Origin of the sequence: Nonomuraea sp. NPDC049655, assembly GCF_044465465.1 — a bacterium.
In the GTDB taxonomy this organism is placed as follows: domain Bacteria; phylum Actinomycetota; class Actinomycetes; order Streptosporangiales; family Streptosporangiaceae; genus Nonomuraea.
The window spans coordinates 207,006-233,516 of the sequence record NZ_JBITLS010000011.1 but is presented as its reverse complement, the minus strand read 5'-3'; the positions used below and the strand labels follow the sequence as shown (position 1 = coordinate 233,516).

The 26,511-nt window shown below is 71.2% G+C and carries 25 protein-coding genes; 11 read left to right on the top strand and 14 right to left on the bottom strand.

What is annotated here, in order from left to right; translation table 11 throughout:
* Nucleotides 1–63 precede the first annotated feature (63 nt).
* Together ACIBQ6_RS32925 and ACIBQ6_RS32920 are read right to left on the bottom strand one after the other, a co-directional pair.
* Nucleotides 64–546, bottom strand: coding sequence for a DUF1707 domain-containing protein (locus tag ACIBQ6_RS32925; protein ID WP_358284683.1), 483 nt, complete (start codon nucleotides 544–546; stop codon nucleotides 64–66).
* Between the two features lie 55 nt (nucleotides 547–601).
* Nucleotides 602–1,336 (bottom strand): PadR family transcriptional regulator, encoded by a 735-nt coding sequence (locus ACIBQ6_RS32920; protein WP_358284686.1) that lies wholly within the window; start codon nucleotides 1,334–1,336, stop codon nucleotides 602–604.
* Between the two features lie 311 nt (nucleotides 1,337–1,647).
* On the opposite strand from ACIBQ6_RS32920, the gene ACIBQ6_RS32915 reads away from it, so the two are divergent.
* Entirely contained in the window at nucleotides 1,648–2,376 is a 729-nt protein-coding gene (locus tag ACIBQ6_RS32915) for a metal-dependent hydrolase (RefSeq protein WP_358284688.1), read from the top strand.
* Nucleotides 2,377–2,521: 145 nt separating this feature from the next.
* Nucleotides 2,522–5,251, top strand: a complete 2,730-nt coding sequence (gene acnA, locus ACIBQ6_RS32910) for an aconitate hydratase AcnA (RefSeq protein ID WP_358284690.1) — start codon at nucleotides 2,522–2,524, stop codon at nucleotides 5,249–5,251.
* A gap of 153 nt (nucleotides 5,252–5,404) precedes the next feature.
* On the opposite strand, the gene ACIBQ6_RS32905 is transcribed toward acnA, so the two are convergent.
* Entirely contained in the window at nucleotides 5,405–6,199 is a 795-nt protein-coding gene (locus ACIBQ6_RS32905; protein ID WP_358284692.1) for an ABC transporter permease, read from the bottom strand.
* Between the two features lie 14 nt (nucleotides 6,200–6,213).
* Nucleotides 6,214–7,176: an ATP-binding cassette domain-containing protein gene (locus ACIBQ6_RS32900; protein ID WP_397216595.1), complete on the bottom strand. Its 963-nt coding sequence runs from the start codon at nucleotides 7,174–7,176 to the stop codon at nucleotides 6,214–6,216.
* Nucleotides 7,177–7,245: 69 nt separating this feature from the next.
* Between ACIBQ6_RS32900 and ACIBQ6_RS32895 the strand changes: the two genes are divergently transcribed.
* Nucleotides 7,246–7,926 (top strand): TetR/AcrR family transcriptional regulator C-terminal domain-containing protein, encoded by a 681-nt coding sequence (locus ACIBQ6_RS32895; protein WP_397216593.1) that lies wholly within the window; start codon nucleotides 7,246–7,248, stop codon nucleotides 7,924–7,926.
* Here ACIBQ6_RS32895 and ACIBQ6_RS32890 read toward each other — a convergent pair.
* A complete protein-coding gene (locus ACIBQ6_RS32890; RefSeq protein WP_397216591.1) occupies nucleotides 7,863–8,585 on the bottom strand; it encodes a neutral zinc metallopeptidase in 723 nt (240 codons plus the stop codon). The genes ACIBQ6_RS32895 and ACIBQ6_RS32890 overlap by 64 nt on opposite strands.
* 152 nt (nucleotides 8,586–8,737) lie before the next feature.
* On the opposite strand from ACIBQ6_RS32890, the gene ACIBQ6_RS32885 reads away from it, so the two are divergent.
* Nucleotides 8,738–9,427 carry a sulfite exporter TauE/SafE family protein gene (locus tag ACIBQ6_RS32885; protein WP_397216589.1) on the top strand — a complete coding sequence of 230 codons (690 nt, stop codon included), beginning with the start codon at nucleotides 8,738–8,740 and terminating at the stop codon, nucleotides 9,425–9,427.
* Nucleotides 9,428–9,436: 9 nt separating this feature from the next.
* Here ACIBQ6_RS32885 and ACIBQ6_RS32880 read toward each other — a convergent pair whose 3' ends face one another.
* Nucleotides 9,437–9,976 (bottom strand): DinB family protein, encoded by a 540-nt coding sequence (locus ACIBQ6_RS32880; RefSeq protein ID WP_397216587.1) that lies wholly within the window; start codon nucleotides 9,974–9,976, stop codon nucleotides 9,437–9,439.
* A 153-nt stretch (nucleotides 9,977–10,129) separates the two neighbouring features.
* Between ACIBQ6_RS32880 and ACIBQ6_RS32875 the strand changes: the two genes are divergently transcribed.
* On the top strand, nucleotides 10,130–10,855 hold the full coding sequence (locus ACIBQ6_RS32875; RefSeq protein ID WP_397216585.1) for a hypothetical protein: 726 nt from the start codon (nucleotides 10,130–10,132) through the stop codon (nucleotides 10,853–10,855).
* A 159-nt stretch (nucleotides 10,856–11,014) separates the two neighbouring features.
* Here the strand turns inward: ACIBQ6_RS32875 and ACIBQ6_RS32870 are convergent, their stop codons facing one another.
* Nucleotides 11,015–11,329, bottom strand: a complete 315-nt coding sequence (locus ACIBQ6_RS32870; RefSeq protein WP_358284709.1) for a hypothetical protein — start codon at nucleotides 11,327–11,329, stop codon at nucleotides 11,015–11,017.
* Between the two features lie 230 nt (nucleotides 11,330–11,559).
* On the opposite strand from ACIBQ6_RS32870, the gene ACIBQ6_RS32865 reads away from it, so the two are divergent.
* The 4 genes from ACIBQ6_RS32865 to ACIBQ6_RS32850 are packed head-to-tail and all read left to right on the top strand — an operon-like array spanning nucleotide 11,560 to nucleotide 16,003.
* On the top strand, nucleotides 11,560–12,678 hold the full coding sequence (locus tag ACIBQ6_RS32865) for a substrate-binding domain-containing protein (RefSeq protein WP_358284711.1): 1,119 nt from the start codon (nucleotides 11,560–11,562) through the stop codon (nucleotides 12,676–12,678).
* 60 nt (nucleotides 12,679–12,738) lie between these two features.
* Nucleotides 12,739–13,503: an ATP-binding cassette domain-containing protein gene (locus ACIBQ6_RS32860; RefSeq protein ID WP_352365555.1), complete on the top strand. Its 765-nt coding sequence runs from the start codon at nucleotides 12,739–12,741 to the stop codon at nucleotides 13,501–13,503.
* Nucleotides 13,500–14,762 (top strand): ABC transporter permease, encoded by a 1,263-nt coding sequence (locus ACIBQ6_RS32855; RefSeq protein WP_358284713.1) that lies wholly within the window; start codon nucleotides 13,500–13,502, stop codon nucleotides 14,760–14,762. Before ACIBQ6_RS32860 ends, ACIBQ6_RS32855 begins: the two co-directional genes overlap by 4 nt.
* Before the next feature lie 35 nt (nucleotides 14,763–14,797).
* On the top strand, nucleotides 14,798–16,003 hold the full coding sequence (locus tag ACIBQ6_RS32850; protein ID WP_352325906.1) for an ROK family transcriptional regulator: 1,206 nt from the start codon (nucleotides 14,798–14,800) through the stop codon (nucleotides 16,001–16,003).
* On the opposite strand, the gene ACIBQ6_RS32845 is transcribed toward ACIBQ6_RS32850, so the two are convergent.
* The 3 genes from ACIBQ6_RS32845 to ACIBQ6_RS32835 are packed head-to-tail and all read right to left on the bottom strand — an operon-like array spanning nucleotide 16,000 to nucleotide 18,548.
* Nucleotides 16,000–16,749, bottom strand: a complete 750-nt coding sequence (locus tag ACIBQ6_RS32845; protein ID WP_358284715.1) for a neutral zinc metallopeptidase — start codon at nucleotides 16,747–16,749, stop codon at nucleotides 16,000–16,002. The genes ACIBQ6_RS32850 and ACIBQ6_RS32845 overlap by 4 nt on opposite strands.
* Before the next feature lie 36 nt (nucleotides 16,750–16,785).
* On the bottom strand, nucleotides 16,786–17,598 hold the full coding sequence (locus ACIBQ6_RS32840; protein WP_358284717.1) for a neutral zinc metallopeptidase: 813 nt from the start codon (nucleotides 17,596–17,598) through the stop codon (nucleotides 16,786–16,788).
* A gap of 53 nt (nucleotides 17,599–17,651) precedes the next feature.
* A complete protein-coding gene (locus tag ACIBQ6_RS32835; RefSeq protein ID WP_397216582.1) occupies nucleotides 17,652–18,548 on the bottom strand; it encodes a neutral zinc metallopeptidase in 897 nt (298 codons plus the stop codon).
* 140 nt (nucleotides 18,549–18,688) lie between these two features.
* On the opposite strand from ACIBQ6_RS32835, the gene dxs reads away from it, so the two are divergent.
* Nucleotides 18,689–20,581, top strand: coding sequence for a 1-deoxy-D-xylulose-5-phosphate synthase (gene dxs, locus ACIBQ6_RS32830; RefSeq protein WP_397176389.1), 1,893 nt, complete (start codon nucleotides 18,689–18,691; stop codon nucleotides 20,579–20,581).
* On the opposite strand, the gene ACIBQ6_RS32825 is transcribed toward dxs, so the two are convergent.
* On the bottom strand, nucleotides 20,526–21,164 hold the full coding sequence (locus tag ACIBQ6_RS32825) for a DedA family protein (RefSeq protein ID WP_397216580.1): 639 nt from the start codon (nucleotides 21,162–21,164) through the stop codon (nucleotides 20,526–20,528). The two genes, dxs and ACIBQ6_RS32825, sit on opposite strands and share 56 nt — an antisense overlap.
* A 90-nt stretch (nucleotides 21,165–21,254) precedes the next feature.
* Here ACIBQ6_RS32825 and ACIBQ6_RS32820 point away from each other — a divergent pair, with 90 nt between their 5' ends.
* Nucleotides 21,255–22,718 carry an amino acid permease gene (locus ACIBQ6_RS32820; RefSeq protein ID WP_358284725.1) on the top strand — a complete coding sequence of 488 codons (1,464 nt, stop codon included), beginning with the start codon at nucleotides 21,255–21,257 and terminating at the stop codon, nucleotides 22,716–22,718.
* Between the two features lie 42 nt (nucleotides 22,719–22,760).
* On the opposite strand, the gene ACIBQ6_RS32815 is transcribed toward ACIBQ6_RS32820, so the two are convergent.
* The 3 genes from ACIBQ6_RS32815 to ACIBQ6_RS32805 all read right to left on the bottom strand — a co-directional run bounded on the left by ACIBQ6_RS32815 (nucleotide 22,761) and on the right by ACIBQ6_RS32805 (nucleotide 26,492).
* Nucleotides 22,761–23,156: an SSI family serine proteinase inhibitor gene (locus ACIBQ6_RS32815; protein WP_358284727.1), complete on the bottom strand. Its 396-nt coding sequence runs from the start codon at nucleotides 23,154–23,156 to the stop codon at nucleotides 22,761–22,763.
* A gap of 88 nt (nucleotides 23,157–23,244) precedes the next feature.
* Complete coding sequence (locus ACIBQ6_RS32810) at nucleotides 23,245–25,332, bottom strand: 3-hydroxyacyl-CoA dehydrogenase NAD-binding domain-containing protein (protein ID WP_397216578.1); 2,088 nt, start codon at nucleotides 25,330–25,332, stop codon at nucleotides 23,245–23,247.
* The gene (locus ACIBQ6_RS32805; RefSeq protein WP_397216805.1) at nucleotides 25,329–26,492 is read right to left on the bottom strand and encodes a thiolase family protein; all 1,164 of its coding nucleotides are present in this window, start codon (nucleotides 26,490–26,492) and stop codon (nucleotides 25,329–25,331) included. The genes ACIBQ6_RS32810 and ACIBQ6_RS32805 overlap by 4 nt, the downstream gene beginning before the upstream one ends.
* Between the last annotated feature and the right edge of the window lie 19 nt (nucleotides 26,493–26,511).

Genomic DNA, 26,511 nt, shown 5'->3' with positions numbered 1-26,511 from the left:
CGCCAGATCATGAAATGTCAGTTGATTCTGGTCAAGGCCCAACGTCACGAAGGGACGCGAAGGTCACCCGCGGTAGTGAAAGCGGCGGTGCACCAGGTTGAACACGGTGGCCACCAGGAAGACCGCCAGCAGGATCTTGAAGAGGCCGAACCCGAAGACCAGCCCCAGCACCCCGAAGACGATCAGGAGGGGGAGGAGGCCGGGACCGCGGTGGCCGCGCCAGTGACGGCGGGAATGGTCGTGCCAGGGACGGCCGGCCTGCGCGTGGCGCATGGTCTGCATCTGGTGGCGGTGCGCCCTCATCGCCTGGCGCCAGGCGTCCCGGTCGAACTGGGGCATCTGCTGAGGGTGGGCGTAGGAGGGGGACGAGCCGGGCAGGTCGGCCGTCACCTGGGACAGGTCGCGGACCGTCTTGGAGGCCAGCGCCCGGTCGAGGCGTTCGTCGAGCTCTTCGTGGGTCAGGCGGCCCTGGGCGAAGTGCTCGCGCAGGGCCGCCATCGTCTGCTCGCGCTCGGCGTCGCCGATGCGGAGATCGTTGTGGTCCATGTCTGGTTCCTCGCTCTCCCCGAACCGGCCTGTCGCTGCGGAGCCGGTCACCTGATTACTCCTCGCCCGGTTCGCCGTCGGCCAGGATCTGGTAGAGCTTGCGCCGGGTCTCAACCAGAGTCTTACGCGCTTCGCGGATTTGTGCGTCGTTTCCGGTCTGAAGAACCTGCATCATGGCGAATGCCGACTGTCGGGCGATGTGCCAGAGATCGGCGGTGTTGTCGTCGATGTCCGGACGCATCTCGTCCCAGGGGGCGCGGACCTCGTCGGTGTGCGCGTCGATGTAGGCGCGGCCCTCGTCGGTGAGGCGGAAGGTCTTGCGGCCCTCGTTCTCCTCGGCGATCACCAGGCCCTCGTCGGTGAGCTGCTGCAACGCCGGGTAGACGGCGCCGGGGCTGGGCTTCCAGCCGCCCTCGCTGCGCTCGGCGATCTCCTGGATGATCTGGTAGCCGTTGCGCGGCTCCTCGGCCAGCAGGGCCAGGATCGCGGCGCGGACGTCGCCCCGCTTGGCCTTACGGCCCCGGCCGCCGCCCCAGCCGTGGTGCCCGCCCCAGGGCCCGCCCGGGCCGAAGGGGCCGCCGCGGCCGAAGTCGAACGGGAACGGTCCGCCCGGCCCGCCGCGCCGGCCGCGTTGCCTGCGCTCGCCCGGCCCGCCGCCGCCCCGGTGATGGTGGTGATGGCCGCCCATCTGCTCGAAGGCGTCGGCGATGGCCCTCAGCTTCTCGCGGGCCGCGCGCAGGTTCTCCCGAGGGCCGAACCACTGGTCGCCCGCTGCGTGTGCGTAAGTCATGTTCTTTCTCCCTATATCGCGATCTGTTCTCGATGCGTCAAAGATATATCGCTACTGTTTCGTTGGCAAGGCAGGGCGCAGAGTGAGCCAGATCACGAAAAAGTTGCGGAATTGGGGAACAGTCTTGGGATGTCCGCCGTTGAACAGAGCAGACGAGGTCGTTCCGCGTCGGCAGGGCTGGGGGGTGCTGTCGCCGCGGAGACGACCTCGTCTGCGTTTGCGGGTGTTTTCGGGCGGACCGTTCCAGCGTCAGCAGAACCTGGCGGCCGGGATCTCCGCGTAAAGCGGCTCTTTGCAATACAGTCCCGATCATGATGGGGCACACGCACGCGATGACCGGGGCGATCGCGTGGCTGGCGCTGGCGCCGCCGCTCGCCGCACTGCCGCTGCTGAACGAGAGCTCCCGGTTCATCGAGACCGGCATCATGGCCGGCGCGCTCGGCCCGGCCGAGCTGATCGCCGGCGCCCTGGTCTGCGCGGGGGCGGCCATGCTGCCCGACCTCGACCATCCCAGCGCGACCATCGCCCAGACCTTCGGCCCGGTCACCTGGCTGCTCAGCAAGTTCGTGTCCTGGATCAGCGGCGGCCACCGCGGCATGACGCACTCGCTGGCCTTTGCGGCGGCGCTCGGGTTCGGCGTCCACTGGCTGGTCAACTCCTATCCGATCGCCCGTGACATCACGGTCGTGCTGATGATCGGGCTGGCCCTGCGGGCGATCGGCATCGGCATCCCGGGCAACAAGGCCGGGTCCATCATGATCAACATCGGCATGACGGCCGGGCTCTACGCCGTGTTCCTCTCCCTGAACGTCGGCTACGCCTGGCTCGGGCTGGCCGTGGGGGTCGGCTGCCTGATCCACGTCGTCGGCGACTGCATGACGGAACGGGGCTGCCCGGTGCTGTGGCCGCTCGGCGCCAAGTTCGTGCTGCCGTGGAAGATCGGCATCAAGACCGGCAAGAAGTTCGAGCAGAAGATCCTCGCGCCGATCCTCTCCGTCGCCATCATCGGCCTGCTCTTCTGGCGGCTCGCCCCGCTTTAACTTGATGTCGAGATACCGTAGTAATATCTTGACGTCGAGACATCCGCCGCGAGCCCCGCAAGTTAGGTTCACCTAACGTACGTGTCGTTCCGTGGGTGCGGCAGGATTCAACTGAGCAATTGTCTGATGGAGGAGGCGAATCACCGTGTCCGCGAACAGCTTCGGCAGCCGTGACACGCTACGCGTCGGCGACGCGTCGTACGAGATTTTCCGGCTTGACGCCGTCGAGGGCGCCGCACGCCTCCCGTACAGCCTGAAGATCCTGCTGGAGAACCTCCTCCGCACCGAGGACGGCGCCAACATCACCGCCGACCACATCCGGGCGCTCGGCGGCTGGGACCCGGCCGCGACGCCCAGCGTGGAGATCCAGTTCACCCCGGCCCGCGTCATCATGCAGGACTTCACCGGCGTCCCCTGCGTGGTCGACCTGGCCACCATGCGCGAGGCCGTGCGCGACCTGGGCGGCGACGCCGCCAGGATCAACCCGCTCGCGCCCGCCGAGATGGTCATCGACCACTCCGTCATCGTCGACTACTTCGGCCACCCCGACGCCTTCCAGCGCAACGTCGAGCGCGAGTACGAGCGCAACCGCGAGCGCTACCAGTTCCTGCGCTGGGGCCAGACGGCCTTCGACGAGTTCAAGGTCGTGCCGCCCGGCACCGGCATCGTCCACCAGGTCAACATCGAGCACCTGGCCCGCGTCGTCATGATCCGCGACGGCAAGGCCTACCCCGACACCTGCGTCGGCACCGACTCCCACACCACGATGGAGAACGGCATCGGCGTGCTCGGCTGGGGCGTCGGCGGCATCGAGGCCGAGGCCGCCATGCTCGGCCAGCCGATCTCCATGCTGATCCCGCGCGTGGTCGGCTTCAAGCTCAGCGGCAAGCTGCCCGCCGGCGCCACCGCCACCGACCTGGTCCTGACGATCACCGAGATCCTGCGCAAGCACGGCGTGGTCGGCAAGTTCGTCGAGTTCTACGGCGAGGGCGTCTCCTCCGTGCCGCTGGCCGACCGGGCCACGATCGGCAACATGAGCCCCGAGTTCGGCTCCACCTGCGCCATCTTCCCGATCGACGGCCAGACCGTCGAATACCTGCGCCTGACCGGCCGCTCCGAGGAGCAGGTCGCGCTGGTCGAGGCGTACGCCAAGACCCAGGGCCTCTGGCTCGACCCGCAGGGCCCCGAGCCGGTCTTCTCCGAGTACATCGAGCTCGACCTCGACACGGTCGTGCCGTCGATCGCCGGCCCCAAGCGTCCCCAGGACCGCATCGAGCTGTCGGCGGCCAAGGACGCCTGGCGTCGCGACGTCCAGAACTACGTGGCCGACGGCGTCGACGAGGAGGGCGAGGAGTCCTTCCCGGCCTCCGACGCGCCCGCCTCCAACGCCCGCGCCGACGGCGGACGGCCGCACAAGCCGGTCCCGGTCACGCTGGCCGACGGCACGTCATTCGAGATCGACCACGGCATCGTGTCGATCGCCGCGATCACCTCGTGCACCAACACCTCCAACCCGTACGTCATGATCGGCGCCGCGCTGCTGGCCCGCAACGCCGTCGAGAAGGGCCTGACCCGCAAGCCGTGGGTCAAGACCTCGCTGGCCCCGGGTTCGCAGGTCGTCACCGGCTACTTCGAGCGCTCCGGGCTCCAGCCGTACCTCGACAAGATCGGCTTCAACCTGGTCGGCTACGGCTGCACCACCTGCATCGGCAACTCGGGCCCGCTGCCCCCCGAGATCTCCGACGCCATCCAGGCCAACGACCTCGCGGTCACCGCGGTCCTGTCCGGCAACCGGAACTTCGAGGGCCGCATCAACCCCGACGTCAAGATGAACTACCTGGCCTCGCCGCCGCTCGTGGTGGCGTACGCGCTGGCCGGCACGATGGACATCGACCTGGACAACGAGCCGCTCGGCCTCGGCTCCGACGGGCAGCCGGTGTTCCTGCGCGACGTCTGGCCCGCGCCGGAGGAGATCGCCGCGGTGGTCCACTCCTCGATCGGCCGCGACATGTTCGAGCGCGACTACGCCGACGTGTTCAAGGGCGACGACCACTGGCGTTCGCTGCCGATCCCGACCGGCGACACCTTCGAGTGGGACCCGTCCTCCACGTACGTGCGCAAGGCCCCCTACTTCGAGGGCATGCCGGAGAAGCCGGAGCCGGTGACCGACATCTCGGGCGCCCGCGTGCTGGTCAAGGTCGGCGACTCGGTCACCACCGACCACATCTCCCCGGCCGGCTCGATCAAGGTCGGCACCCCCGCGGCCCAGTACCTGCAGGCCAACGGCGTCGAGGTGCGCGACTTCAACTCCTACGGCTCGCGGCGCGGCAACCACGAGGTGATGATCCGCGGCACGTTCGCCAACATCCGCCTGCGCAACCAGATCGCGCCGGGCACCGAGGGCGGCTACACCCGCGACTTCACCCAGCCCGACGGCCCGGTGTCGTTCATCTACGACGCCTCGGTCAACTACGCCGAGGCCGGCACGCCGCTGGTGGTGCTGGCGGGCAAGGAGTACGGCTCGGGCTCCTCGCGCGACTGGGCGGCCAAGGGCACCGCGCTGCTCGGCGTGCGCGCCGTGATCGCCGAGTCCTACGAGCGCATCCACCGCTCCAACCTGATCGGCATGGGCGTGCTCCCGCTGCAGTTCCCCGAGGGCGCCACGGCGGCCTCGCTCGGGCTGACCGGCGAGGAGACGTTCGACATCACCGGCGTCGAGGCGCTCAACGGCGGCGGCATCCCGTCCACCGTGCACGTCAAGGCCGGTGACGTCGAGTTCGACGCGGTCGTCCGCATCGACACGCCCGGCGAGGCCGACTACTACCGGCACGGCGGCATCATGCAGTACGTCCTGCGCTCGCTGCTGGCCAAGTAGAACTTCCCGCGCCCGCGCCCGGTCAAGAGCCGGACGCGGGCCGGGGACGGGGCGCGGATCCTCACGCGCCCGCATCGGGGGTTTCACCCGACCCGTGAGAGCCGCCCGGCGGAACACCCTCCGCCGGGCGGCTCTCCGCTGTCCAGCGGCGTCTCAGCGGCTGGACGTGCGGTAACGGTGGGTCGCCAGCGGGGCGAAGACGGCGATGAGCGCCACCGACCACAGCAGGCTCGCCGCGACCGGATGTTGCAGCGGCCAGACCGACCCGGCCGAGGTGGGGTTGCCGAACAGGCGGCGGGCGGCGGCCACGGTCGCGCTCATCGGGTTCCAGTCGGCCACCGGCCGCAGCCAGGCGGGCAGGCCCTCGGTGGGCACGAACGTGTTGGCCAGGAAGGTCATCGGGAACAGCCAGCCGAACGTGGCGGCGTCGGCCTGCGTGCCGCTGCGCACGTACAGGCCGATGCAGGTGCCCACCCAGATCATCGCCAGGCCGAACAGCGCCAGCAGCCCGAACGCCGCCGCCGTCTGGCCCGGGGAGCCGTGCGCACGCCAGCCGGCCAGCAGCACGGCCGCCGCGACCATGGCGGCCAGCGACATCAGGTGCATCGACAGGTCGGCCACGCTGCGCCCGATGAGCACGGCGCTGCGGGCGATGGGCTGCGCGCGGAACCGGTCGATGATCCCGCGTTCCATGTCCTCGGCCACCGCCGTGGCGGCCGCGGTCGCCGTCATGGCCATGACCTGCATGAAGATGCCCGGCATGAGGAAGCTGCGGTAGTCGCCGCCGCCGGGCAGGGTGATCGCGCTGCCGAAGACGTACCCGAACAGCACGGTCATGATGATGGGGAACACCAGGAATCCGGCGATCTCCCCCGGTTGGGCCTTCCACCGCGAGTACGTGCGGCCCGCGATGGTCAGGGAATCGGTGACGGTCCAGCGCAGGTTCATGCTCGTGGCTCCTGTCATGCGGTCAGGTGGAGGAAGACCTCGTCGAGCGTCGGACGGCGGAGCGCGAGATCCTCGACGGCGATCCCGGCCACGTCGAGGGCGCGGGCGACGCGGACCAGCGACTGGGCGCCGTCGGGCGCCGGCAGGGTCACCCGGGTCCCGCCCGGCTCGAAGGCGAGCCCGGATGTGGGCCCGGACGTGGGCGCGGACGTGGGCCCGGACGTGGGCCCGGACATGGGCCCGAGCGCTCCGAGGGCCGCCGCCGCGTCGCCGGGGTGGCGGAAGACGATCTGCACGCGGTCGCCGCCGACCTGCCTCTTGAGCTCGCCGGGGGAACCCGCCGCCGCGACCCGGCCCTCGCGCAGCACCACCACCTGGTCCGCCAGGTGGTCGGCCTCGTCGAGGTACTGGGTGGTCAGCAGCAGCGTGGTGCCCTCGCGGACCAGGTCGCGCAGCGCGTCCCAGAGCTCGCGGCGGCTGCGCGGGTCGAGCCCGGCGGTCGGCTCGTCCATGAACAGCACGGGCGGCGCGACGATCAGGCTCGCGGCCAGGTCGAGCCGCCGCCGCATGCCGCCCGAGTACGTCCTGACCAGCCGCCGCCCGGCCGCGGCCAGCCCGAACCGCTCCAGCAGCTCCTCGGCCCTGCTCCTGGCCCGCGCCCTGGACAGGTGGTAGAGGCGGCCGAACAGCTCCAGGTTGCGCCGGCCGGTCAGCAGCTCGTCCACGGCGGCGTGCTGACCGGCCAGGCCGATGCGGAAGCGCAGCCGGGCCGCGTCGCGCACCACGTCGAGCCCGGCGACCTCGGCCCGGCCGCCGTCCGGGCGGAGCAGGGTGGCCAGGATGCGCACGGTCGTCGTCTTGCCTGCTCCGTTGGGGCCGACCAGCCCGCACACCGTGCCGGCCGGGACGTCGAGGTCGATGCCCCTGAGCGCCTCCGTGGCCGCGTACCGCTTGCGCAAACCCTCCGCGCAGATCATCGCGAGGCTCCTTAACGGCGTTAAATCCGACGCGTTGAGGATGCATTGAACGTTGTTAAGCTGTCAACCGTGGCACTTGAGAAGGGCACCATCGTGGCCGCGGCGCTGCGGCTGCTGCAGGAGACCGGGCTCGACGGGCTCACGCTGCGGCGGCTCGCGGGCGAGCTGGGCGTGCAGGCGCCCGCGCTCTACTGGCACTTCACGAACAAGCAGGAGCTCCTCGACGCGATGGCCGAGGCGATGACCGCCGCCCACCTGACCCGCCCCGCGCTCACCGAGCCCGCCGCCTGGCGCGAGTGGATGAGGGACCACGCCCACCGCGACCGGGCGATGCTCAACTCCTACCGCGACGGCGCCCGGCTGGTGGCTGGCACCCGGCCGTCACCGGTGCTGTTCGAGGTGGTGGAGCGGTCGGTGGCGGCCCTGGAGTCGGCCGGGTTCGCGGTGGGCGACGCCGTCCGCGGGCTGTTCGCGACGAGCGTGTACGTCGCCGGGTTCGTGCTGGAGGAGCAGGCCGACCGGACCCGGCCGGACGCCGACGGCGCCATGCCGGACATGGCCGCCTTCCAGCGGGCCCACCCCCGGCTGACGGCCGGGCTGGCGGAGGTGGGCGACCCGCAGGGGGAGCGGTCGTTCGAGGACGGGCTGCGGCTCATCCTCGACGGCATGCAGGCCCGCCTCGACCGTCAGGAGACCTGCGAGGCGGGGGCCGACCAGGTGTCGCAGGCCGCCGGCGAGACCGCCCGGTAGCCGCGTTCCAGCCAGCGCACCCGGTTGGCGCCCGTGCCGTGGCTGTGCTCCTCGCCTTCGTCGCCGGTGGCCCTGGTGGTGTCGAGCAGCGCCGTCCAGTCCTGCCGGGTACGGCTCAGCGACGGCCACACGCTGCCCAGGAACGCGCCGGCCAGGCAGTCGGCCTGGAGCTCGTAGCGCCGGCTCCGCGCGCCCTTGCGCACGCCGAGGAGGCTCTGCACGTGGTGGCCGTACTCGTGGGCGGCGACCTTGAACGGGTAGAGGTCGGTGCGGTCCTCGATCCAGGCGCCGGTCAGCGGGAGGACGAGGGTGTCACGGCCGATGCAGTAGAAGGCCGCCGCGTGCTCGGGCCAGGCGAACCCGCACACCTCACGCACCGGCTCGTCGTAGTAGCGGACGACGGGCTTGCGGAACGTCCGGCCGGTGCGCCTGAAATGGGCGGACCACGACTTGTCCAGGCACTTCAGAAGTGCTGTGAGGTATTCGCGGCTCCTGGGGATCCCGCCTGAGCTCATCGGCGTCTCGGGGCAGGCCGACCGGGCGAGCCTCGGCGCCGCGACGGCCTCCACGGGCCCGGCCTGAAGGACGACCGCCAGCACCGACAGGGCGACGAGGGCGACGAGGGCACGCGGAGCGGGGGAGTGCACGTTGAGCAGCATAGAGCTTCCCGGCCAACGCACCCCGCTCCCGCACCCCGCTCCCGCCCCCGCGGCCCGCTCGCCCGGTGGGGCTGTCCAGCAGGGGTGACGCTGGGTGAGGGTGGTTGACTTTCGGCGTGAGTGATGCGGGATTTGTGTTGCTTGTCGGGAGTATGGCGGTTTTTCTGGGTGCGGTCGTGCAGGGGAGTGTGGGGTTCGGGCTGGGGCTGGTGGCCGCGCCCGTGCTGACGATGCTCGACCACAGCCTGATGCCCGGCGCGATCCAGGTGGTCAACATGACGCTGCCGCTGTTCACGCTGGCCGCCGAGTGGCGGCGGGTGGACTGGCGGGGGCTCGGGTTCGCGCTGCTGGGCCGGGTCCCCGGCAGCGCCGTCGGCGCCGTCATCGTCGTGTACGTCTCCGTCCAGGCGCTCGGCGTGCTGGTCGGGGTGATGGTGCTGCTGGCGGTCGGGCTCACCGCGCGTACGGTCAGCGTCGTCCGCAACGGCGCGACGATCACCGGCGCAGGCTTCGTGTCCGGGATCACCGGCACCGCCACGGGCATCGGCGGCCCGCCCCTGGCGCTGGTGTACCAGAGCGCCAAGGGGCCGCAGATCCGGGCCACCCTGGCGATGTTCTTCTTCCTGAGCGCCGCGCAGTCGATCGCCATCCTGGCGTTCGTCGGCCATCTGCCCGCCCGCGCGCTGGCCACCGGCGCGACCCTGATCGTGCCGATGGTCCTGGGCTTCCTGGCGTCGCGGCCGCTGCGCCGCTACCTGGACGGCGGCAAGGTGCGGACGGCCGTCCTGGTCGTGGCGACCGCGTCGGCGCTGGCCCTGATCGCGCAGAGCCTGCTGGCCTGATCCGCCGGGCTACTCGCCGGTCTGCCCGTCGACGGACTCGCGGATGAGGTCGGCGTGGCCGTTGTGCCGGGCGTACTCCTCGATCATGTGGACGAGGATCCAGCGCAGGTGCGGGCGGCGGCCGTCCGGCCAGGGACGCTGGGCGGGCTGGTCGAGGCCGCCGGCGGCCAGCGCCTCGGCGGTCAGGGCGCGCGAGCGGGCCACCGCGTCCCGCCAGAGCGCGCGCAGCTCGTCGGGGGAGTCGTGGGCGGCGGAGTGCCAGTCCCAGTCGGGGTCGGCCGTCCAGTCGACGGTGTCCCACGGGGCGTTCAAGTCGTTCCCGTGCAGACGGCGGGAGAACCAGTGGTCCTCGACGTAGGCCAGGTGCTTGAGCATGCCGCCGAGCGTCATCGGGGAGGCGGCGATGGTGGCGCCGAGGCCCGCCGCGTCGAGGCCGGAGCACTTCCACTCCAGGGTGGCCCGCAGGAAGTCGAGGAAGCCCAGGAGGGTCTCGGTCTCGTCGCCCATGAAGGGCGGTTCTGGGCGTCCCTGCTCGTCGAATTCGGTCATGGTCGGGCAGTCTAGCGATGGGGCGATTCTCGGTCCTTCGGTACGCTCGGGCCGCACGCCTCCGGCGTCCGCGACGAGCCGTGGCGGCTGCGCACGAAGGCGGCCGCCCTGCGGTTCCTGTCGGAGGACCTGGGGGCGGCCCTGGCGCCGCGCGTGCTGGCCGTCGATCTGGCGGAGGGGCGGCTGGTGCTGGAGGACCTCGCGCCGCGGACCGCGCTCGACGGGCTGCTGCGCCGCCACGGCGCCGCCGCGCACGCGGACCGGCTGACGGCCGCCGCCCGCGCCCGGGGCGAGCTCGGCGCGCTCACCGCGGGCCACGCGGAGGCGTACTACCGGCGGCGGGCCGCGCTCGGGCCGGTCGATCCGGCCGCCGACCGGCTCGGGCGGGTCGCCCGGCAGCGCGAGTCGGGGATGCCGTCGTTGCCCGGGGTGCCGGTCCCGGGCGGGGTGGAGCGGGAGTTCGGCGCGGCGCTGGCGGAACTGGCCGAGCCCGGGCCGTTCCTGGTGCTCAGCAACGGCGACGCCGAGGCCAACAACGTCCTGGTGCACGCGGCGGGGCCGGCCGACGCGCGGCTGATCGACTTCGAGTTCGCGGGGTTCACGCACGCGCCGCACGACGCGGTCCCCCTGCACGTGCCGGGTCCGGGCTGGCTGTCGCTGGGCGGCCCCGCCGAGGGCGAGGTCTACCGGCGGGCGCTGGCGGCCGGCGTCCCGCAGGCCGAGGACGACGGGCGTTACGGGAGGGGGCTGGCGGCGGCGTGCGTGTCGTACGCGCTGGCCCGGCTGACCCGGCTGGCCGTGCTGGACGGCCGCCCGGCGGGGGACGACAGCCGGGCCCAGCTCGTCGCGACCCTGGAGGCGGCCGCCCGTACCGCGTAAGGGACGCTGCCCCGGCTGGCCGGATGGCGCCGCCAGGTGGCCGCGGCCCTGCGGCGCCGGTGGCCGGACGCGGACGTCGACTTCGGGGCGCTGGCTCCGTACACCCCACGCCGCTGAGCGAACGGCCCCCGCGGGGGCCGTTCGCGGTACGGCGCTCGACTACGCCACGGAGAAGCTTCCCGACCCCGCCGGGACGTGGCTGCCGTAGCCGGGCCGGACCGTGACGGACGACCCGAAGCAGAACGGGTCGCCGTAGATGCGGACGACCTGATCGGTCTGGTTGTTGAGCACGTGCGCGGCGGCGGGCAGCTTCGTGCAGCCGCCGGGGTCGTTGTAGATCTCCAGGGGCAGCGGCTCGACCTGGAAGACGACGACCTGACCGGTCGCGGCCTGGGCGGGCAGGGGCGCGAGGAGCGCGGCGGTCGCGGAGGCGAGGGCGAGACTCAGCGCGGCCAGGCGGGCACGGTGGCGCATGGGCGGGATTCCTTTCGTTTCGAGGGCCTCTCCATCCTCATGCGCCCCACCCGTCACGCGCAGTAACTAAATAGTCACTGTCAGTTACCATCCTTCGCCTCCACGTTTCTGGATTGTTACCGGAAACAACAAACTGCTGGACGGAAGGGTCTTCCAAAGCAGGCCGCGGCGGAATACGTTGCCGCAAACAACATTCATCCGGGCCCCTCCGGAAGAAAGGACCCTGCATCATGCGCAAGGGGATCCTCAGCCTGACCGCCGCGGCGGCGACGCTCGCCCTCGGTCTCACCGCCTGCGGGGGCGACAGCGGTCAGACCGGCACCACCTCCACCTCCTCCGCCTCGGCGACGCAGGCCGCGAAGGCCGGCAAGATCGGCGTCATCCTCCCGGACAGCAAGTCGTCGGCGCGCTGGGAGACGGCGGACCGCAAGTACCTGGAAGAGGCGTTCAAGGCCGCGGGCGTCCAGTACGACATCCAGAACGCCCAGAACGACAAGACGGCGTTCCAGACCATCGCCGACCAGATGATCACCAACGGGGCCACCGTCCTGATGATCGTCAACCTGGACAGCGGCAGCGGCAAGGCCGTCATCGAGAAGGCCAAGTCGCAGGGCGTGGCCACCATCGACTACGACCGCCTGACCCTGGGCGGCGGCGCCGCCTACTATGTCAGCTTCGACAACACCAAGGTCGGCACGCTCCAGGGCGAGGGCCTGAGCAAGTGCCTGGCCGACAAGAAGGCCGACAAGCCCATCGTCGCCTACCTGAACGGCTCGCCGACCGACAACAACGCGACCCTGTTCAAGAACGGCTACGACGGCGTGCTCAAGCCCAAGTTCGACGCCGGCGAGTACGTCAAGGGCCCCGACCAGGCCGTGCCCGACTGGGACAACACCCAGGCCGGGACGATCTTCGAGCAGATGCTCACCCAGCAGCCGAAGATCGCCGGGGTGCTGGCCGCCAACGACGGCCTCGGCAACGCCGCCATCACCGTGCTGAAGAAGCAGAACCTCAACGGCAAGGTGCCGGTCACCGGCCAGGACGCCACCGTCCAGGGCCTGCAGAACATCCTGGCGGGCGACCAGTGCATGACGGTCTACAAGGCGGTCAAGAAGGAGGCCGACGCCGGGGCCAAGCTCGCCGTCGCGCTGGCCAAGGGCGAGAAGCCCACGGCGAGCGCCAGCGTCAAGGACCCCGAGACCAGCCAGGACGTGCCCTCCGAGCTGCTGGAGCCGCAGGCCATCACCTTCGACAACGTCAAGGACGTCGTGGCCGACGGTTACGTCACCAAGGAGGAGCTCTGCACCGCCGACTTCGCCAAGAAGTGCACTGAGGCCGGAATTCAATAGCATGGACGGGCGCGGCCGGGTGCCACCGGCGCGAGGCCGCGCCCCTCTTTAGGGAGCCCCATGACCCCCCTCCTCGAAGTGCGCGGGATCGACAAGAGTTTCGGTCCGGTGAAGGTGCTGCACGAGGTCGAGTTCTCCGCCTACCCCGGCGAGGTCACGGCGCTGGTCGGCGACAACGGCGCCGGCAAGTCGACGCTGGTCAAGTGCATCGGCGGCATCTACCCCATCGATTCGGGCCAGATCCTCTTCGACGGCCGCCAGGTCGCCGTCCACACCCCCCGGGACGCGGGCGAGCTCGGCATCGAGATCGTCTACCAGGACCTGGCGCTCTGCGACAACCTCGACATCGTCCAGAACATGTTCCTCGGCAGGGAACGCAAGAACGGCTTCCTGCTCGACGAGGACAGCATGGAGGAGCTGGCCGAGAAGACGCTCAGCAGCCTGTCCGTGCGCACGGTGAAGTCCATCAGGCAGCAGGTCTCCAGCCTGTCCGGCGGCCAGCGGCAGACCGTCGCGATCGCCAAGGCCGTGTTGTGGAACAGCAAGGTCGTCATCCTCGACGAGCCCACCGCGGCCCTCGGCGTGGCCCAGACGGCGCAGGTGCTCGAACTCGTGCGCAGGCTGGCCGACACGGGCCTCGCGGTCGTCCTCATCTCGCACAACATGAACGACGTGTTCGCCGTCTCCGACCGGATCGCGGCGCTCTACCTCGGCAGGATGGCCGCCCAGGTCAAGACCGCCGACGTGACGCACGCCCAGGTCGTCGAGCTGATCACCTCGGGTCGCAGCGGCGAACTCGGCCTCAAGAACGGGGTCACCCCATGAGCAAGGTCAAGGAACTCCCGGGCGAGGCCATCGTCGTCGCCGCGCAGTCCCCGTCGATCGCGCACAGCGTGCGGGCGTACTGGGAGCGCGTCCGGGGCGGCGACATGGGCGCGCTGCCCGCCGTGCTCGGCCTGATCGTGCTCTGCACGGTCTTCGCCCTGGCCCGGCCCGCGTTCGTCACGTCGATCAACTTCGCCAACCTGTTCACCCAGGGCGCGAACGTCACGCTCATCGCCATGGGCCTGGTGTTCGTCCTGCTGCTGGGCGAGATCGACCTGTCGGCCGGCTTCGCCAGCGGCGTCTGCGCGGCGGTGCTCGCCGTCACGCTGGCCACCTTCGGCCTGCCCTGGTACGTCTGCGTACTGGCCGCCATCGCCACCGGCGTGCTCATCGGCATCGTCCTGGGCACGCTGGTGGCCAAGGTCGGCATACCGTCGTTCGTGGTCACGCTGGCCGCCTTCCTGGCCTTCCAGGGCCTGGTCCTGGTGCTGGTCAACGAGGGCACCAACATCTCCGTCCGGGACAGCGTGATCGTCGCCGTGGCCAACAAGAACCTGCCGCCGCTGCTCGGCTGGATCCTGTACGCGGTGTGCGTGGCGGGCTTCGCGGCCGTGCAGCTCCTGCGGGCCAGGAACCGGTCCGCGCGCGGCCTGGTCGCCGACCCGCTGTCGCTGATCGCGGCCCGTGTGGGCGCCCTGGCGCTGCTCGGCGGGCTCGCGGTCTACGTGCTCAACCTGGAGCGCAGCCGCAACCCCGCGCTGGTCTCGCTCACCGGCGTGCCGATCGTGGTGCCGGTGATCGTCGTGCTGCTGGTGGTCTGGACGCTGGTGCTGCGGCGCACCGCGTTCGGCCGGCACCTGTACGCGGTCGGCGGCAACACCGAGGCCGCGCGCCGGGCGGGCATCCCGGTGGACCGCATCAAGATCGCGGCGTTCGTGATCTGCTCCGCGATGGCGGCGGTCGGCGGGATCGTGGCCGCCTCCCGGGCCAGCTCGGTCGACCCGAACACGGGCGGCAGCTCGGTGCTGCTGTACGCGGTCGGCGCGGCCGTCATCGGCGGCACCAGCCTGTTCGGCGGCAAGGGGCGGGTGCTCGACGCGGTGCTCGGCGGCGCCGTGGTGGCCGTGATCGAGAACGGCATGGGCCTGATGGGCTACGGTGCGAGCGTGAAGTACCTGGTCACAGGGTGCGTGCTGCTGCTCGCCGCGGGCGTCGACGCCCTGGCGCGCAAGCGGGCGGCGGCTGCTGGTCTAAGGTGATCAGCGACCCGCAGCCCCTGAAGGAACCCCAGACGATGCGTGCCGGACCGTCCCAGGAGGACATCAGGCGCCACAATCTCGGCGCGCTGCTTCGCCATGTCCATCTGGGCGGGCCGATCTCGCGCGCCGAGCTGACCTCGAAGATGGGGCTCAACCGCAGCACCATCATGGCGCTGACGTCCGACCTCACCGCCGCCGGGCTGGTGCGGGAGGAGCTGCCGCGCGAGACCGGCCGGGCCGGCCGGCCCTCGCTGGTGGTGCGCCCGGAGTCGGCGCGCGTCTACGTGTTCGCGTTCGACGTGGGCCCCGACCGGCTCGTGGCGGCGCGGGTGGGGCTGGGCGGCGTCATCCTCGACCGCAGGGAGACCACCCGCGACCGGGGCAGGTTCGCCCTCGACGAGCTGGCCGGGGTGCTGTCGGGGTTCGCCAGGCAGATGCGGCGCAAGACGCGCGACGACACCGTGTGCGTCGGCGCCGCCGCCGCCGTGTCCGGCGGGGTGCGCAAGGGCGACGGCGTGGTGACGTTCGGGCCCAACCTGATGGCCCACGACGTGCCGTTCGGCGAGGAGCTGGGCCGCAGGCTGGGCCTCGGGCTGCCGGTCAGCGTGGGCAACGACGCCAACCTGGCGGCCCTGGCCGAGCACAGCCGGGGCCTCGGCGTGGGCGTGCGCGACCTCATCTGCCTGCATGGCGACGTGGGCATCGGCGGCGGCATCATCACCGGCGGCCACCTGCTCGGCGGCTTCGACGGCTACGGCGGCGAGGTCGGCCACATGGTCGTCAACCCCGGCGGGCGCGAGTGCTCCTGCGGCTCGCACGGCTGTCTGGAGGCCGAGGTGGGGGAGCGGGCGCTGCTGGAGCTGGCCGGCCGGTTCGGGCCCGGCCAGCACGGCCGCGACGCGGTCCGCGCCGTGGTCGACGCGGCCGACCGGGGCGACATCGTCGCGCAGGAGGCGCTGAGCCGGGTCGGCGACTGGCTCGGGCTCGGCGTGGCGAACCTGGTCAACATCTTCAACCCGGAGATGGTGATCTTCGGGGGCATGTTGCGGGAGGTCTACCTCGGCTCGGCGGCGCAGGTCCGCACCCGGCTGGCGCTGCACGCCATGGCCCCCCAGCGCGAGCACGTACGGCTGCGCACGTCGGCGCTCGGCGACCACGTGACCCTGGTCGGGGCGGCCGAGCTGGCCTTCGCCCACGTGCTGGCCGACCCGCTGGAAGTGCTGGCCAGGGTCAGCTCCTAGCGCACCCGGGCCTTCGGGGCCGTCCAGGTGTCGCAGGCGGCGGCGGAGCCGTCGCGGTAGCCGCGGTTCTGCCAGTAGGCCAGGTTGCGCGGGCGTCCGTGGATCTTGCTGTAGTCCGCCCGGCGGACGGCGTCCAGCCATTCGCGCCAGGTGACGTCGGGTTTGATCGAGGCGAGGGCGGCGCTGTAGAAGACGCCGGCGAAGCACTCGGCCTGCATCTCCAGCCGGTGGCTGAGCAGGGTGCGGGCCCCCGTGGAGGCGGGCTGGTACAGGGCGTTCTGCGCGTCCAGCACGCCGGTGAGCTCCTGGACGTGGTGTCCCCACTCGTGCGCGACGGAGTGCGCGACGTTCATCCGGAACGGGTCGTCCAGGTCGTGCTTCATGACGCGGATGACGATCGTGCGCTGCACCGGGCAGTACTGCGCGCCGTTGGCGGTGATCCGGCCGCAGACCGAGTCGGCGCCGGTGGTGACGGTCACCTCGGGCGGGGTGTAGGTCAGGCCCGCGGCCGCGAACCGGCCGGCCCAGAACCGGTCGGCGCACCTGGCCATGGCCCGGTGGAAGGACTTGAGCGAGGCGGCGCTGCCCGCCCGGATGGCGGGGACGGCGCAGGCCAGGCGTTCCCGTGAGACGACCGGCGCGGCCGACAACCCCCCTCGCGCCGGGCGGCCCGCCGCGGCCGACGGAGCCGGCGACAGAAGAACCGCGATCATGCACATGGCGAGCGCCATGAGGGGAATGCGCACGATCGCGGATCTTAGAGGAGTTTGTACGAGTTTGGCTTAGCTGACCTTGCCCTTGGGGGCGGCCCAGGTGTTGCAGGAGCCCGCCGACTTGCCGGTGAAGCCGCGCTTGAGCCACCACGCGACGTTGGCGTCCGAGCCGTGGCTCAGGTCGGCCGAGGAGCGCGTCTTCACGCCGAGCGCGCTCAGGTCGGCCGGGTCGTGCGTGCCCTTGAGCAGGGAGTCGAACTCCTTCTGGCTACGGCCCAGCGAGTCCCAGACGCTGCCCATGAACACCCCGGCGTAGCACTCGGCCTGCAGCTCGGTACGGCGCACCGGCTCCAGGTTCCGCGGGTTGTCCAGGACGTACTCGCCGCGCTTGTTGTGCCGGAGCATGCCGGTGAGCTTCTGGACGTGATGGCCGTACTCGTGGGCCACCACCAGCATCAGCACCGGGTCCGACGGCTCCTCCACGACGTTCGGGCTGAGCAGGAGGGTCATCGTCTTGTTGACCGGGCAGTACAGCGCCTGCGCGCCCTCCGGGAAGCCGCCGCAGCCCGTGGGGGCGCCCAGCTTGGTGATCACCTGGAACTTCGGCTTGCTGAAGGCGAAGCCCGCCTGCTTGAGCTTGGGGGCCCAGGCCTTGTCGAGGCATTCGAGCACCGCCTCGAAGTAGACCCGCGCCTCGTCCTCGGTCCCGGACCGGACCGGCGGCTCCTCGCACGTCCTGAGCGCGAGCCGGCCGGTCTTGTAGATCGGGTTCTTCGTCAGGACCGGCTTGCTCGCCGGGGCGGCCACGGCCGCGTGGGCCGTACCGGCGACGAAAACGCTCGCCAGGGCTCCGGCAATGATCGCCAATCGGGGGGTACGCATGGGAAGGCACACTACAAAAGAGAGAGATCAAGGTAAAGCGGAAATGCCAGACGTCACTGGACGTTTCGTGCAGCCGCCGCCCACGTGTTGCACGAGCCCGGCGCGCCCCGGTTGAAGCCCCTGGTCATCCAGGCCGCCTGCGTCGGGCCCTTGCCGTGGTCGTTCTGCGGCCAGCCCTTGGCGCCGTTCTTGTAGAACCACTCCACCGTGTAGGCCCAGTCGGACTGCGTGACCAGCGGCGACTCCTTCATCGTGCTCATGAAGATGGAGGAGAAGCACTCGGCCTGGAGCTCGGAGTTGCGCGACAACTGCAGGCGCCTGGCCTTGCTCGCGGTGGACCTGGCCGTCCAGTAGTAGTTCCAGATGCCGGAGGCCTGCTGGACGTGGTGGCCGTACTCGTGGGCGACCAGGCGGGTGATGCCGAGCGGGAACGGGTTGCGGAGCTGGTCGCGGCTGATCATCAGGTACATGGTGCGGTCCGTGGAGCAGTAGACGCCGTCGGCGCCGGTGTTCCACGCGCCGCAGGGCGTCCTGACCTTCTTGGTGATGATGCGCAGGCGCGGCTTGGTGAACGGCAGCCCCGCCTTGCGGAACTGGGCCGCCCACGTCCTGTTGAGGCAGTTCGTGACCCGGGTGAGGTAGCGGCGGTAGGCGATCATGCTGCCCGGGGGCAGGTCGCCGGGCTCGCAGTTCACGTCCACGAGCTTGCCGGTCCTGTACAGCGGGTTGGCCGTGGCCAGTGTCCTGCCGCCGGAGGTGGTCGGTCCCTTGCTCTTGGCGGTCGCCTTGGCCGGCGGCGAGGCGACCTGCTGGGCCTCGTTGATCGGCGAGCGCCCGGTCGAGGTCGTGGCGACCTCGGCGAGCACGAGCACCAGGGAGGCGGCGGCCAGGGCGAGCGCGACGGCCGCGCCGACCAATGCCGCGACCTTACCTTTTGGGACGGAGTTCATATGTCCTGCAAGACTAGGTCAAGATCTGACATAGGTGGGCGGATTTGACTCGATGGAGTCAGCGAGACGTCGGCGAACTAGACTCTTCTGCGTCGTCGAAAAGGAACAGACGGCGAACGAGGCAGAGGGGAGTCGCATCCGTGAGCGGGTTGCTGGGCTCGATAGAGGGACCGCACGACGTCAAACGGCTCGCTGTCGATGAGCTGCCGCGGCTCGCGGGGGAGATCCGTGACCTGCTCGTCGACGCCTGCGCCAGGTTCGGCGGCCACCTCGGGCCGAACCTGGGCGTGGTCGAGCTCACCATCGCCGTCCACCGCGTCTTCGACTCCCCGCGCGACCCGGTCATCTGGGACACCGGCCACCAGGCGTACGTGCACAAGCTGCTCACCGGCCGCGCGGCCGGCTTCGAGGCGCTCAAGCAGGAGGGCGGCCTGTCCGGCTACCCGAGCCAGACCGAGTCCGAGCACGACTTCGTCGAGAACTCCCACGCCTCCACCGCGCTGTCCTACGCCGACGGCCTGGCCAAGGCGTTCAAGCTGCGCGGCGAGCGCGAGCGCACGGTCGTCGCGGTGATCGGCGACGGCGCGCTCACCGGCGGCATGGCCTGGGAGGCGCTGAACAACATCGCCGCGATCAAAGACCTGCCCGTCGTGATCGTGGTCAACGACAACGGCCGCTCCTACTCCCCGACCATCGGCGGCCTGGCCTCCCACCTGTCCTCGCTGCGCGTCAACCGCCGCTACGAGGACATGCTCGAATACGTCAAGGACAAGCTCGGGAACGTTCCCGTCCTCTACGACGCCCTCCACGGCTTCAAGAAGGGCGTCAAGGACGTCCTGGCCCCCCAGGTCATGTTCGAGGACCTCGGCCTGAAGTACGTCGGCCCCATCGACGGCCACGACGAGCAGGCCATGGAGGCGGCGCTGCGCAAGGCCCGCGCCTTCCGCGGCCCGGTCATCGTCCACGCCCTCACCCAGAAGGGCCGCGGCTACACCCCCGCCGAGAACCACGACGAAGACCAGTTCCACTCGCCCGGCGCCTTCGACCGCGCCACCGGCGCCGAGAAGCCCAAGCCGCGCATCTGGACCAACGTCTTCAGCGAGGAGCTGGTCAGGCTCGGCAAGGAGCGCGAGGACCTGGTCGCCATCACCGCGGCCATGCTCCACCCCACCGGCCTCAACGCCTTCGCCGACGCCTTCCCCGACCGCATCTACGACGTCGGCATCGCCGAGCAGCACGCGCTGACCAGCGCCGCCGGTCTGGCGCTCGGCGGCCTGCACCCGGTCGTGGCCGTCTACGCCACCTTCCTCAACCGGGCCTTCGACCAGCTCCTGATGGACGTCGCCCTGCACCGGCTGCCGGTCACCGTCGTCCTCGACCGGGCCGGCGTCACCGGCGACGACGGCGCCAGCCACAACGGCATGTGGGACCTGTCGATCCTCCAGGTCGTGCCCGGCCTGCGGATCGCGGTGCCGCGCGACGGCGACCGCGTCACCGAGCTGCTGCGCGAGGCCGTGGAGGTCACCGACGGGCCGACCGTGCTGCGCTTCCCCAAGGGCCCGGTGGCCGAGCCCCTGGAGTCCGTGGGCCGCCTGGGCGAGATGGACCTGCTGCGGGCCGCCGAGGGCGAGCCGGACGTGCTGCTGGTGGGCGTCGGCCCGATGGCGCACGTGTGCATGGAGGCGGCCGTCCTGCTCGACGCGCAGGGCATCTCGGCCACCGTGGTCGACCCGCGCTGGGTCAAGCCGCTCGACGAGGCGCTGACGCTGGCCGCCGGCGCCCACAAGCTGGTCGCCGTGGTCGAGGACAACGGCCGGGTGGGCGGGGTGGGCGACGCCGTGGCCCGCCTGCTCCGCGACGCCGACGTCGACGTCCCGGTGCGCACCTTCGGCATCCCGCAGGAGTTCCTCGACCACGCCAAGCGGGCCGCGATCCTCGGCCGCATCGGCCTGACCGGCCAGGACCTCGCGCGCCAGATCACCGAGGCCGTCGCGAAGCGGACCTCCCGCGTGGAGCAGCCGGTCCGCCGTTGAGCACCCGGCGGACCACGGCGGTGATCGCCAGCATGACGACCACCGCCGCGGCCGCCGCCGGCAGCAGCAGGCCCGCCTCCCGCCGCGCCATCTGCCCGGCCACCGCCCCCAGCACGATGTACGTGCTCACCCACGCCGTGCTGCCCAGCAGGGCCCACGGCATGAACCGGCGGTAGGGCATGCCCACCGCGCCCGCCAGGGCCGGCGTCAGCGCGTGCACCACCGGCAGGAAGTAGGCCAGGGCCAGCGCCCAGCCGCTGCGCCGCAGGATCTGCTCCGCCCGGCTCCAGCGCTCCTCGCCGACGCGCCGGCCGAGTCTGCTGTTGCGCAGGCGGGGGCCGTACCGGCGGCCCAGGCGGTGGCCGCTCGTCGCGCCCAGGAGGCAGGCCAGCACGCCGGTGCCGATCAGGGCCAGCGTCTCCGGCACGCTGCCCGACGTGGCGCCCGCGACGATCAGCAGGCCGTCGCCCGGCGTGATCAGGCCGATCCCGACCGAGGCGTCCAGGGTCAGGAAGACCAGGACGAGCGCCAGCACCACCGCCACGTCCTGACCGGCCAGCGTGTCCAGCAGGTCGTCCACCATGATGCGGGTCCGCTACCCCCGACGAGGCGCTTCACCGGCCGGCGCGGCCCGAGCGCATGATCACGGAGGGTCTGGGAAGGATCGCTGATCGTGGACATCTTTCGCACGAAGAGCGTCGAACAGTCGATCCGCGACACCGAGACTCCCGAGCATCAGCTGCGTAAACGCCTGACCGCCATGGACCTGATGGTGTTCGGCATCGGCGTGATCGTCGGCACCGGGATCTTCGTGCTCACCGGCCAGGTGGCCAAGGAGGTGGCCGGGCCGGCGGTCGCGGTCTCGTTCGTCGTGGCGGCCGTCGTGTGCGGACTGGCGGCGCTGTGCTACGCCGAGTTCGCCTCGACGATCCCCGTGGCCGGGTCCGCCTACACCTTCTCCTTCGCCACCCTCGGCGAGTTCCCCGCCTGGGTGATCGGCTGGGACCTGATCCTGGAGCTGGCGCTGGCCGCGGCCGTGGTGTCGGTCGGCTGGTCGGGCTACTTCGCCTCGATGCTCGACTCCGTCGGCATCCACCTGCCGGCCTCCATCGCGGGCGACGATCCCGTGGTCAACGTGCCCGCGGTGGCCATCGTGCTGATCCTCACCGCGATCCTGGTGGCCGGCATCAAGATCTCCTCGCGGGTCAACCTGATCCTGGTGATCACCAAGATCACTGTGGTGCTGCTGGTCATCGTGGCCGGGCTGTTCTTCGTCAAGGCCGCCAACTACACGCCCTTCATCCCCGAGCCGGTGGCCTCGCCGCGGGTCGAGGGGCTGAAGGCGCCGCTGATCCAGGTGCTGTTCGGGGTCACGCCCGTCGCGTTCGGCGTGATCGGCATCTTCTCGGCCGCGGCGATCGTGTTCTTCGCCTTCATCGGCTTCGACATCGTGGCCACCGCCGCCGAGGAGACCGTGCGCCCGCAGCGCGACGTGCCGCGCGGCATCATCGGCTCGCTGGCCGTCTGCACGATCCTCTACGTCGCCGTCTCGCTGGTCGTGGTCGGCATGCAGCCGTACAAGCAGCTGAGCACCAGCGCGCCGCTGTCGGACGCGTTCACCGCCGTCGGCCACCCCTGGCTGGCCGCCATCATCAGCGTGGGCGCCATCGCCGGTCTGACCACCGTGGTGCTGGTGCTGCTGCTCGGGCAGACCCGGGTGTTGTTCGCCATGTGCCGCGACGGCCTGCTGCCGCGCCGGCTGGCCGTCGTCCACCCGACCTTCGGCACGCCCGCCAGGCTCACCGTCCTCATCGGCCTGGTGACCATGGCGCTGGCCGGGTTCGTGTCGTTCGGGGAGCTGGCCGAGCTGGTCAACATCGGCACGCTGTTCGCGTTCATGGTGGTGTCCGTCGGCGTGATCGTGCTCCGGCGCACCCGGCCCGACCTGGAGCGGGCCTTCCGGGTGCCGATGGTGCCGCTGCTGCCGATCCTGTCGGTGCTGGCCTGCCTCTACCTGATGCTCAACCTGCCGCTGGAGACCTGGCTCAGGTTCGTCGTCTGGATGATCATCGGCGTGGTCGTCTACTTCGCCTACGGCTACCGGCACAGCAGGCGGGGCGCCGTGCCCGGCCGGTGACGCGCGAGAGGGGCGGGCCGGCCGCCCGCCCCCCTCACCCGCTCAGATCGCCAGGAGCGTTCCGAGGCCCGCCTTCATCGTGCAGGCGTTGGTGTAGACCTTGCCCCACTGGACGGTCTTGCCGTACCACTTGCCGAGGATCATGACGGCGCGCGGCTCCACCTCCTTGCCGCAGGCCGCGGCCGCCTTCGGCGAGACGTTGATCTTGGCCGGGTCGCCCTTCACCTTGCGCAGGAGCTCGCAGGCGGCGTGGGCGGAGGGGTGGGTGCCGCCGTCGGGGCTGCAGTTGAGCCAGGCGCCCTTGGTGGGGCCGTTCTTCACTGCCACGGTGACCTTGAGGACGACCTTGGGGGTGGGGGGCGCCGCCGCCAGGGAGGGCGACGACGCGCCCAGCACGAGGGCTCCGCACAGAGCGATCGTGCCGACTGCTCGCATCATGGTTACTCTCCGTTCGTAGGACGGCACAGTACGCTACGGCGAAGGCGGCCATGACGTACGGAGACCCGCCGGGCGGGCCTCCGTAAAATCACGCGGGCAGCGAGGCCACACCGGGCGGAAGGAACCGGGGCTGGGCGATCCCCGACCTGTCCAGATAAGGCGTGATGCCACCCAGATGGAACGGCCAGCCGGCGCCCAGGATCATGCACAGGTCGATGTCCTGCGGCCCGGCGACGACGCCCTCGTCCAGCATGATCCGGATCTCCCGGAACAGCGCCCCGAGCACGCGCTCGCGGACCTGCTCGGCCGTGGACGGCGACGTGCCGCCGGCGAACAGGGCCACCGCCTCCGGGTCGAGCGAGAAGTCCGGACGGTAGACGCCGGGCTTGCCCGAGGCGACCAGCTTGGCCATGTTCTCCGAGACGCCGAACCGCTCGGGGAAGGCCGCGTGCAGCGTCTCGGCGACGTGCAGGCCGACGGCCGGGCCGACGAGCTGCAGCAGCGCGAACGGTGTCATCGGCAGCCCCAGGCCGTCGAGCGCGTGCTCGGCGACCTCCAGCGGCGTGCCCTCGTCCACGGCGGCCACGACCTCGCCCATGAAGCAGGTCAGCAGCCGGTTGACCACGAACGCCGGCGCGTCCTTGACCAGCACGGACGACTTCCGCAGCGACTTGCCCACCGCGAACGCCGTGGCCAGCGTGGCGTCGTCGGTCGAGGCACCCCTGATGATCTCCAGCAGCGGCATCACGGCGACCGGGTTGAAGAAGTGGAACCCGACCAGCCGCTCGGGGTGCGCCAGCCCGGCGCCCATCTCGGTGAGCGAGAGCGAGGAGGTGTTGGTGGCGAGCACGCACTCGGCCGACACCACGGCCTCGACCTCGGCGAACACCTGCTTCTTGACCGCCATGTCCTCGAAGACGGCCTCGATGACGAAGTCGGCGTCGGCGAAGGCGTCCTTGGTCAGGGAGCCGGTGACCAGGGACTTGAGCCGGTTGGCCTGGTCGGCCGAGACGCGGCCCTTGCCCAGCAGCTTGTCGACCTCGGCGTGCACGTACCCCACGCCCTTGTCCAGGCGGGACTGGTCGAGGTCGGTCAGCACGACCGGGACCTCCAGGCGGCGGGCGAACAGCAGCGCCATCTGCGAGGCCATCAGCCCGGCGCCCACGACGCCGACCTTGGTGACCTTGCGGGCCAGCGACCTGTCCGGCGCGCCGGCCGGACGCTTGGCCCGGCGCTGGACCAGGTCGAAGGAGTAGAGCCCGGCCCGCAGCTCGTCGCCCATCAGCAGGTCGGCCAGCGCCTGCGTCTCGGCGGCGAAGCCCTCGTCGCGCGAGGCGGTCGCGGCCAGGGCGATCAGGTCGAGCGCCCGGTAGGGGGCGGGAGAGGCGCCGCGCAGCTTCATGTCCACCAGGAAGCGCGCGTCGGCGACGGCCTTGTCCCAGCCGTCGTGCTCCTGCCGCTCGACGGCGACCTCGCCCTTGACCACGCGGGCGGCCCAGCGCAGCGACTCCTCAAGGAAGTCGGCCGGCTCGAACATCGCGTCCACGACGCCCAGCTTGTACGCGTCCGCGCCCTTGATCATGCGGTTCTGCGACAGCGGGTTCTCGATGATCAACTTGATCGCGTTCGCCGGGCCGATCAGGCGGGGGAGCAGCTGCGTGCCGCCCCAGCCGGGCACCAGGCCGAGGAAGCACTCGGGCAGCGCCACCGCGGGCACGCCGGAGGAGATCGTCCGGTACGCGCAGTGCAGCGCGATCTCCAGGCCGCCGCCCATGGCCGCGCCGTTCACGAACGCGAACGTCGGGATCGGCAGCTCGCCCAGCCTGCGGAAGACGTGGTGGCCCAGCGCGCCGATGGCCTCGGCCTCCTCGCGGGAGGCCACGGCGGCCGCGCCCTTGAGGTCGGCGCCGACGGCGAAGATGAACGGCTTGCCGGTGACGCCCACGGCGGCCAGGTCGGTGCGCTCCGCGATCCGCGACAGGGCCTCCTCCAGCGCGAACAGGCCGTGCGGGCCGAAGGTGTTGGGCTTGGTGTGGTCGAAGCCGTTGTCCAGGGTGATCAGGGCCATCGTGCCGGCGCCGCCGGGCAGCGGCACGTCGCGCACGAGGGCCTTGGTGACGACCTCGTCGGTGTTGCGCCCGCTCAGCAGCGCGCGCCAGGTCTCGATGTCGCTCATGCCAGGTTCTCCCAGATCACAGTGCCGCCCATGCCCATGCCGACGCACATGGTGGTGATGCCGTACCGCACGTCGGGCCGCTCGCCGAACTGGCGGGCGAGCTGCGTCATGAGCCGCACGCCCGAGGAGGCCAGCGGGTGGCCGAAGGCGATCGCGCCGCCGTAGGGGTTGACGCGCTGGTCGTCGTCGGCGATGCCGAAGTGCTCCAGGAAGGCCAGCACCTGGACGGCGAACGCCTCGTTGACCTCGAACAGGCCGATGTCGCCGATGGACAGCCCGGCCAGCCGCAGCGCCCGCTCGGTGGACGGGATCGGGCCCACGCCCATCACCTCGGGGTCCACGCCCGCGAAGGCGTAGGAGACCAGGCGCATCTTCGGCGTCAGGCCCAGCTCGCCGGCGACCTCGCGGGCGGCCACGATGCAGCCGGTGGCGCCGTCGTTGATGCCGGAGGAGTTGCCCGCGGTGACGTTGCCGTGCGGGCGGAAGGGCGTCTTGAGCGCGCCCAGCGCCTCCATCGTGGTGCCGGGGCGCGGCGCCTCGTCCTCGGCGGCCAGGCCCCAGCCCTTCTCGGCCGTCCGGACCGCGGTGGGCACGAGGTCGGGCTGGATCTTGCCGTCGGCGTACGCCTTGGCCGCCTTCTCCTGCGAGAGCACCGCGTAGGCGTCGGCGCGCTCCTTGGAGATCGACGGGTAGCGGTCGTGCAGGTTCTCGGCGGTCATGCCCATGACCAGCGCGCTCGGGTCGACCAGCTTCTCCGACAGGAACCGCGGGTTGGGGTCCACGCCCTCGCCCATGGGGTGGCGGCCCATGTGCTCGACGCCGCCGGCGATGGCCACGTCGTAGGCGCCGAAGGCGATGCCGCCCGCGACCGTGGTGACCGCGGTCATCGCGCCCGCGCACATGCGGTCGATCGCGTAGCCGGGCACGCTCTTGGGCAGACCGGCCAGCACCGCCGCAGAGCGGCCGATGGTCAGGCCCTGGTCGCCGATCTGGGTCGTCGCGGCGATGGCCACCTCGTCCACGCGCTCGGGAGGCAGACCGGGGTTGCGCCGGATGAGCTCGCGGATGACGCGGACGACCATGTCGTCGGCGCGGGTCTCCGCGTACAGTCCCTTCGGCCCTGACCTGCCGAAGGGCGTGCGTACGCCGTCGACGAACACGACGTCACGAGAGGAAGGC

Excerpts from the sequence above, each read along its gene's own strand:
- ACIBQ6_RS32925 (WP_358284683.1), bottom strand. The coding sequence starts at position 546 with ATGGACCACAACGATCTCCGCATCGGCGACGCCGAGCGCGAGCAGACG.
- ACIBQ6_RS32920 (WP_358284686.1), bottom strand. The coding sequence starts at position 1,336 with ATGACTTACGCACACGCAGCGGGCGACCAGTGGTTCGGCCCTCGGGAG.
- ACIBQ6_RS32915 (WP_358284688.1), top strand. The coding sequence starts at position 1,648 with ATGATGGGGCACACGCACGCGATGACCGGGGCGATCGCGTGGCTGGCG.
- ACIBQ6_RS32905 (WP_358284692.1), bottom strand. The coding sequence starts at position 6,199 with ATGAACCTGCGCTGGACCGTCACCGATTCCCTGACCATCGCGGGCCGC.
- ACIBQ6_RS32900 (WP_397216595.1), bottom strand. The coding sequence starts at position 7,176 with ATGATCTGCGCGGAGGGTTTGCGCAAGCGGTACGCGGCCACGGAGGCG.
- ACIBQ6_RS32890 (WP_397216591.1), bottom strand. The coding sequence starts at position 8,585 with ATGCTGCTCAACGTGCACTCCCCCGCTCCGCGTGCCCTCGTCGCCCTC.
- ACIBQ6_RS32885 (WP_397216589.1), top strand. The coding sequence starts at position 8,738 with ATGGCGGTTTTTCTGGGTGCGGTCGTGCAGGGGAGTGTGGGGTTCGGG.
- ACIBQ6_RS32880 (WP_397216587.1), bottom strand. The coding sequence starts at position 9,976 with ATGACCGAATTCGACGAGCAGGGACGCCCAGAACCGCCCTTCATGGGC.
- ACIBQ6_RS32870 (WP_358284709.1), bottom strand. The coding sequence starts at position 11,329 with ATGCGCCACCGTGCCCGCCTGGCCGCGCTGAGTCTCGCCCTCGCCTCC.
- ACIBQ6_RS32865 (WP_358284711.1), top strand. The coding sequence starts at position 11,560 with ATGCGCAAGGGGATCCTCAGCCTGACCGCCGCGGCGGCGACGCTCGCC.
- ACIBQ6_RS32860 (WP_352365555.1), top strand. The coding sequence starts at position 12,739 with ATGACCCCCCTCCTCGAAGTGCGCGGGATCGACAAGAGTTTCGGTCCG.
- ACIBQ6_RS32855 (WP_358284713.1), top strand. The coding sequence starts at position 13,500 with ATGAGCAAGGTCAAGGAACTCCCGGGCGAGGCCATCGTCGTCGCCGCG.
- ACIBQ6_RS32850 (WP_352325906.1), top strand. The coding sequence starts at position 14,798 with ATGCGTGCCGGACCGTCCCAGGAGGACATCAGGCGCCACAATCTCGGC.
- ACIBQ6_RS32840 (WP_358284717.1), bottom strand. The coding sequence starts at position 17,598 with ATGCGTACCCCCCGATTGGCGATCATTGCCGGAGCCCTGGCGAGCGTT.
- ACIBQ6_RS32835 (WP_397216582.1), bottom strand. The coding sequence starts at position 18,548 with ATGAACTCCGTCCCAAAAGGTAAGGTCGCGGCATTGGTCGGCGCGGCC.
- ACIBQ6_RS32825 (WP_397216580.1), bottom strand. The coding sequence starts at position 21,164 with ATGGTGGACGACCTGCTGGACACGCTGGCCGGTCAGGACGTGGCGGTG.
- ACIBQ6_RS32815 (WP_358284727.1), bottom strand. The coding sequence starts at position 23,156 with ATGATGCGAGCAGTCGGCACGATCGCTCTGTGCGGAGCCCTCGTGCTG.
- ACIBQ6_RS32810 (WP_397216578.1), bottom strand. The coding sequence starts at position 25,332 with ATGAGCGACATCGAGACCTGGCGCGCGCTGCTGAGCGGGCGCAACACC.